At 46.1% G+C, this 6,519-nt stretch carries 4 protein-coding genes and 1 pseudogene; 3 read left to right on the top strand and 2 right to left on the bottom strand.

All coding sequences use genetic code 11. From position 1 onward, the window contains the following. Positions 1–387, top strand: a pseudogene (locus QUA58_RS26255) (photosystem II q(b) protein); the annotation flags it as partial. Positions 388–584: 197 nt separating this feature from the next. Beyond that, on the top strand, positions 585–2,369 hold the full coding sequence (lnt, locus tag QUA58_RS26250) for an apolipoprotein N-acyltransferase (protein WP_333396925.1): 1,785 nt from the start codon (positions 585–587) through the stop codon (positions 2,367–2,369). Between the two features lie 310 nt (positions 2,370–2,679). Here the strand turns inward: lnt and QUA58_RS26245 are convergent, their stop codons facing one another. Beyond that, positions 2,680–3,585 (bottom strand): bestrophin family ion channel, encoded by a 906-nt coding sequence (locus tag QUA58_RS26245; RefSeq protein WP_333255841.1) that lies wholly within the window; start codon positions 3,583–3,585, stop codon positions 2,680–2,682. A 322-nt stretch (positions 3,586–3,907) separates the two neighbouring features. On the opposite strand from QUA58_RS26245, the gene recJ reads away from it, so the two are divergent. Beyond that, the gene (gene recJ / locus QUA58_RS26240; RefSeq protein WP_333255843.1) at positions 3,908–5,983 is read left to right on the top strand and encodes a single-stranded-DNA-specific exonuclease RecJ; all 2,076 of its coding nucleotides are present in this window, start codon (positions 3,908–3,910) and stop codon (positions 5,981–5,983) included. 118 nt (positions 5,984–6,101) lie between these two features. Here recJ and psb30 read toward each other — a convergent pair whose 3' ends face one another. Further along, entirely contained in the window at positions 6,102–6,242 is a 141-nt protein-coding gene (psb30, locus tag QUA58_RS26235; protein WP_333255845.1) for a photosystem II reaction center protein Ycf12/Psb30, read from the bottom strand. Positions 6,243–6,519 lie beyond the last annotated feature (277 nt).

Here is a 6,519-nt window from a genome sequence, read left to right as displayed (position 1 = left end):
TTGAACTACGGTTACAAATTCGGTCAAGAAGAAGAAACCTACAACATCGTTGCAGCCCACGGCTACTTCGGTCGTTTAATTTTCCAATATGCCAGCTTTAACAACAGCCGTTCTTTGCACTTCTTGTTAGGTGCGTGGCCAGTTGTCGGCATCTGGTTTACCGCTTTAGGTATTTCCACGATGGCATTTAACCTCAACGGTTTCAACTTCAACCAATCGATTATCGACTCCCAAGGTCGCGTCATCAACACCTGGGCGGATGTGATCAACCGCGCCAACTTGGGTATGGAAGTAATGCACGAGCGCAACGCTCACAACTTCCCCCTCGACTTGGCCGCCGGTGAAGTCACCCCAGTAGCAATGGTTGCTCCTGCCATCAACGGCTAAATTTAGCTTTTGATTAACAAAAAGCGCCCCTAGAAATAGTGGCGCTTTTTGTTTTGGTAAGTAGAATTTAAGAGATTTCCTTCCCTTAAATCCGTTAAATCCGTGACATCCGTGACATCTCGCACATTGCTCGTTGCCGAACTTCCCGATCGATCTGATATATTGATTAGGCATTATTATTTTTAGCAATTATCAAAGTGACGATATTTAACAGGCTTAAATTTGAAAAACTCGCAGTTCATAAATCTCAAATATTAGGCCCAGCGATCGCATTTTTAAGCGGCATTTCGATGGCATTGACAACAGCGCCATTCAATGCTTGGCCGCTAGCCTGGATAGCATTAGCTCCCCTATGGGTTTTGGTTGCCAGTTATCAACGGCCGATAATCACAGAAAAAAAACAAAAATTTCTTCCTTCTTTCTTATTCCTTCTTCCTTCTTCCTTCTTCCTTCTTCCTTCTCTTTGGGGAATTGGCTATCACGGATTAGCCTTATCTTGGATTATGGGAATTCACCCGATGACTTGGTTGGGGGTTCCTTGGTGGCCGAGTTTGGCGATCGCACTTTTTTGCTGGACATTCATCACCCTTTGGGGAGCCGCATTAGTCACCGCTTGGGGATGGTTATTTGTAATTCTCAACTCCCTCACTTTCCCCGGCAAAAATCCTATTCTTATTCTCAACTCCCCCCCTTTACAAGGGGGGGCTGGGGGGGGTAAAACTCAATTTTCAGCATTAACCCGCGTTTTAATTGGCACAGCTTTGTGGTGTGCCTTAGAAAGTATTTGGAGTACAGGTTCGCTGTGGTGGACATCACTATCATACACCCAAAGCCCGCACAATTTACCAATATTGCACCTCGGTCAACTCTCCGGGCCTGCCGCAGTAACAGCCGCCATTGTAGCAGTAAATGGCTTAATTGCCGAAGCTTTTATTGAAGGAAGAAGGAAGAAGGAAGAAGGAAGTTCGGCAACGAGCAATGTACGGGATGTAACGGATGGGAGGAAGGAGGAGGGAAGAAAGAAGAAGGGAGAAGGAAAAAGAAAAAATTGGGTTGCTTATATTTTGCCTGCGGGTTTGTTTTTAGTTTTGCATATTGTCGGCTGGAGTTTGTACAATCGCCCCTTAATTCAAGAAGCGGGAACAGCATTAAAAATTGGGATTATTCAAGGCAATATTCCTAACGAAATTAAATTTGACTCAGGCGGCTGGCGGCGCGCTTTGGAAGGTTACACCGCTGGATACAAAGAGTTAGCAGACAGAAAAGTCGATGCTGTGTTAATTCCAGAGACCGCTTTGCCTTTTATCTGGACAAACGAGTATCAACGTTCCACTCTTTCCTTTTATCAAGCTATTCTCGAACGCGGTGTAGTGGCTTGGGTTGGAGGATTTGGACAAGAAGAAAACGGTCTGACTAACAGCTTATTGGCGATCGATCGCACTGGAGCAATTGTCGGCCGCTACGATAAACTAAAGCTAGTACCTTTAGGCGAATACATCCCTTTTTACGAAATCTTAGGCGGGATTATAAATCGGCTGTCACCCTTAGATGCTCGTTTAGTACCGGGAAACTCAAAACAATTATTTGATACGCCCTTTGGCCGCGCCATTGTTGGAATTTGTTACGATTCCGCCTTTGCTGAAAATTTCCGATACCAAGCAGCACAGGGAGGCGAATTTATGATTACAGCTTCCAACAACGCCCATTACAAACCGCCGATGCTGGCCCAACATCACGCCCTCGATGTGATGCGTGCAATTGAAACAGATAGATGGGCAGTTATCGCAACTAATACGGGGTACTCTGCTTTTGTAAATCCTCACGGCGAGACGATTTGGAAATCTCGACTCAATACCTACGAAATTCGAGATGCTACTATTTATCGGCGAAAAACTCGGACTCTGTACGTGCGCTGGGGAGATTGGCTGACACCTTTATTATTAGTTTTAGCTGGGTTGATGCGGTTGATTGTTAGAAATTAATCTTCGTAAAGGGTTTGCTGGTGGGGCGGGGGCGGGTTTATTGAATCTGTCTGCATTGTCAGGATTATTGGTGAACTCGCCCCTACAGTTCACTCGTGGCTCAGGTGCGTCGCTCACTCAATTATCAATTTTTTTCAGTAATTTTCAATAGCGACGCACCCTACAATAACTAACAACTAACAACTAACAACAACCAACAACCAACAACTAACAACCAATAACTAACAGAGGGCGGGCACGGGGGCACCGCCCCTACCAACTAACAACTAATGACTAACAACTAACAACTAACAACTAATGACCAATAACTCTACTTATCTTTCACCTGTTTGTGAACGCTAGGAGATAAAGAAATTAAATCGTCCATATTGCGCTGCATGGCAGCACAAATATTGTCCAAAGGCAAATCATTGTCATCGTGACCGAAGGGATTTTCTATCTCAATACCGATTTCTTCGATGCCGAACAAAGTAAAACTAATTAAAGCCACAACAGGGCCTGTTCCCCAAGTCAAATCATTCACCATTTGAAATGGCAGTGCCAAACAGTAAAGCAACAATAGCTGCTTCAGGTGAATTGTGTAAGCCAAAGGGATAGGTGTCTTCAAAATCCGCTCGCAGCCACCTAATACATCAATCATAGAATTGAGCAACTCCTTCATAGCAGTTAACTGATAGACATCGAGGCAATTGCGCTCGTACTGCTCGTGCAAATAATCCTCAATCCAAAAGGCAATTTCTAGCGGCGGATTGTTCATCGATTTGAGCTTTTGGTACTGCGATGGGGACATTAACGGCTCCAATTCTGGATTTACTGATTCTTGTCGCAAGTGCAGTTTCATCGCCACTGCAAAGGCAGGTAACAGGCGCAGGGCTGACTTTTTGAGGGCGAGATCCTGCGGGTCTTTTTCCTCAATTGCTACCCAGATTTGGCGCGCTAAATTGCGGACGTTGTTGACTAAGGTTCCCCACATTTTCCGACCTTCCCAAAATCGCTCGTAGGCTGTGTTTGTCCGAAAAACTAACAGTAAACCCAGCACAATACTCGGTACAATACTAGATAAAATGGGCAAGGAAACCGGCCATTTCAAAAAGTGAAGCAGGGAAATAAAAAGTCCAAAGCCACCGCACAGTAAAACCCGGGGCCAAATTGAGGGAATGACGGAGCCTCGAACCTGTAATGCAATTTTAAACCAAGACGGTCGATCGACATTCATGCAATTCTCCTCATAAAATTAAATCACTCGTCTGCGCCCACAGTCTATTTTCGATTGGCGATTGACAAGGGCAGGTGCAATCTGGGGGTTGGAACTTTAATCTAAAATTGGGGCTTTTCACAACTTCTATAGGGCGCTGGTATCCCTATTGGGGTGCGGTGAGAGCTTCCGAAAAAAGCTTTCCTACAAACAACCTTTGGATTTTACCCAAAAAATTCATCTTTAGGATAAATTTAAAATCTAAAATCTAAAATCTAAAATCAATTGACTGATGCACTTAATTAGGTAAGATTGGTTGTGTATCTTTAATATCTCAGCTTCCGTGCAAGAGCTACCGACATCTTTGCCCCCGAATTCTCCCCGATTGCCCAACCAACGGTGGCAAATTTATGCGCCTCAACCGCAGCAAGCCGAACAGTTTGCCGCAGAAATCGGTTTGTCGTCTTTGCTAGCACAGGTACTGATTAACCGAGGTATCGATTCTGTTGAAGAAGTGCAGGGGTTTATTGAACCGGAATCTCTGGTTTTGCCCGCGCCAATGGATGAGTTTCCCGATTTGGCGGCGAGTGTCAAATTGTTGCGGGAGGCGATTTCGGGAGGGCAGAAAATTGCGATTTGCGGCGATTACGATGCTGACGGGATGACGAGCACGGCTTTGTTGCTGCGAGCTCTCAGGAGTCTGGGCGCGAAGGTGGATTATGCTATTCCCAGCCGGATGCGGGAAGGTTACGGGATTAACGATCGCATTGTAGAAGAATTTCACGCCGAAGGTGTCGCTCTGATTCTCACGGTAGACAACGGGATTGCAGCCTATGGGCCGGTTGCCAGAGCGCGAGAACTCGGTGTTAAAGTTATTATTACAGACCACCACGATTTGCCGCCAAAACTGCCGCCGGCGGATGCTATTCTCAACCCGAAATTAATTGCGGAATCTTCGCCTTATCGCGGCTTGGCTGGGGTAGGTGTTGCCTATGTTTTGGCGATTACTTTGGCTCAGGATATGAAGAAAGTTGGCGGCTTGGTGAATCCGCTGCTGGAGTTATTTACTTTGGGAACTATTGCGGATTTAGCTCCTTTGACTGGGGTTAATCGCCGCTGGGTAAAGCGGGGTTTGCGACTGTTGCCTCACTCGCAATTGGCGGGGGTTCAAGCTTTGATTCAGGTGGCGGGAGTACAGGCGGGAAGTGCGGAAACTTTACCTCTTTTTAATTCAAAAAGTCAAGCTAATAATACGTTAAAGCCTGAAGATATTGGCTTTAGGTTGGGGCCGCGGATTAATGCTGTGGGGCGGCTGGCTGACCCTCAAATTGTGATCGAGTTGCTGACGACGGACGATCGCGAATTGGCACTCAAAAACGCCATGCAGTGCGAACAAATCAATCAGCGCCGGCAGGAGTTGTGTCAGGAAATTGAGCAGGAAGCGATCGCCTGGTGCGAGAAAAGTGCGATAAATTTACAGCAGGAACGGGTGTTAGTTGTTGTGCAACCCGGTTGGCACCACGGGGTGATCGGGATTGTGGCTTCTCGGTTGCTGGAACGTTACGGCGTACCCGTTTTTATCGGTACTTTTGAGGATGAGGGAGGCGAAAAGGCTAATATCATCCGGGGTTCGGCGAGGGGAATTCCTGAATTTAATGTATTTGACGGGCTGAATTTTTGCGCTGATTTGTTAACTAAATTTGGCGGCCACAAAGCGGCTGGCGGTTTTTCTATGCCGGCCCAAAATCTCGAACAATTTCGCCATCAACTGTCAGTTTTTGCCAATCAATGTTTGCAGCCAGAACACCTCAAACCGCTGGTTTCTGTAGATGTGCGAGCGGATTTGGCTGAGATTAATCTCGATCTTTACCGACAAATTGATGCTTTGGAACCCTGCGGAATTGAAAATAAGGCTCCTGTATTTTGGACGGCTAATGTTTGCATCACTGAACAGAAAATTGTGGGTAAAGGAGGCCACGTTAAACTAACTGCAACTCAAGATGAAAAAGGCTCGCCTAGTGTGAAGGGGATTGCTTGGCGTTGGGGGGAATATTTTCCTTTGCCTCGGCGGGTTGATATTGCTTACCGATTGCGGGAAAATAGTTTTAATGGCAAGACATCGGTTGAGTTAGAATTGTTGGGTGTCCGCTTGCCGGCAAGTGCTGCTAGTTCGAGGCCGCCGATGTTTGGAAAAGTTGAGTTTGATTATTGCGATCGCACTTATTCTTGCAGTCTGTCTCCCGCAGGTTCTCAAGAGGAATTGAGAATTCGCAACTCTCAAGGACAAGTTTTGGCTGTTGCACCCGGACAACACATCGGTTTGTTAGGTAACTCCCGCAAAGATGCTAGAGAAGTCGATGTATCTCTACCTTTTTTTGAGAATTTGATTCAAACTGCTAAACACGCCCTGGGTATTTGAGCGCTCGGTATTTGATAAAAAATCTCGTGCAGCATGAATTGGCAATCGAGCGTTGTGAATTTTGCCTAATTTAAAACTCAAAACTCCCAACTCTCGATCGCCCAGGAGCGTGCTATAATTACAGATCGCCGCCTTTAGCTGCGAGCAGAAAAATTACGATCGGGCCGCTGAGCACGACGGCTGCGAGTAAAGCTACCTGAACAATGAGTTGGTAGTTTACACCGCCCAGGCCGCTGAAAATATCGGTTATAAAGTCCATGTCTCCTCCTGACTGTAGTTATTAAGTCTAGATTGTTGAATTAGAAAATCCGCTTCTGATTTTACCGGGCTATTGTCCCTCTTGTTTAAGGAAATTTACAAAAGTCAACAAAATGTAAAGAACGATCAACCTCTCAGTGACAGCAAACCAGGGACTTGATGCCCCTTCCCCGAAAGTGAGCGGAATCTAAAACCTCAAATCTAAAATCGAACGCCCCGGGAGGAGATCCGCCTCGGGCACTGGCAATTGATATACTTGAAGAGCCCCAATCTCCTAG

The sequence above is a fragment of the Microcoleus sp. N9_A1 genome (genome assembly GCF_036701795.1).
Lineage (GTDB): Bacteria > Cyanobacteriota > Cyanobacteriia > Cyanobacteriales > Microcoleaceae > Microcoleus.
Note: the sequence above shows the minus strand (reverse complement) of the source record. Positions and strands in the feature narration are given on the sequence as shown.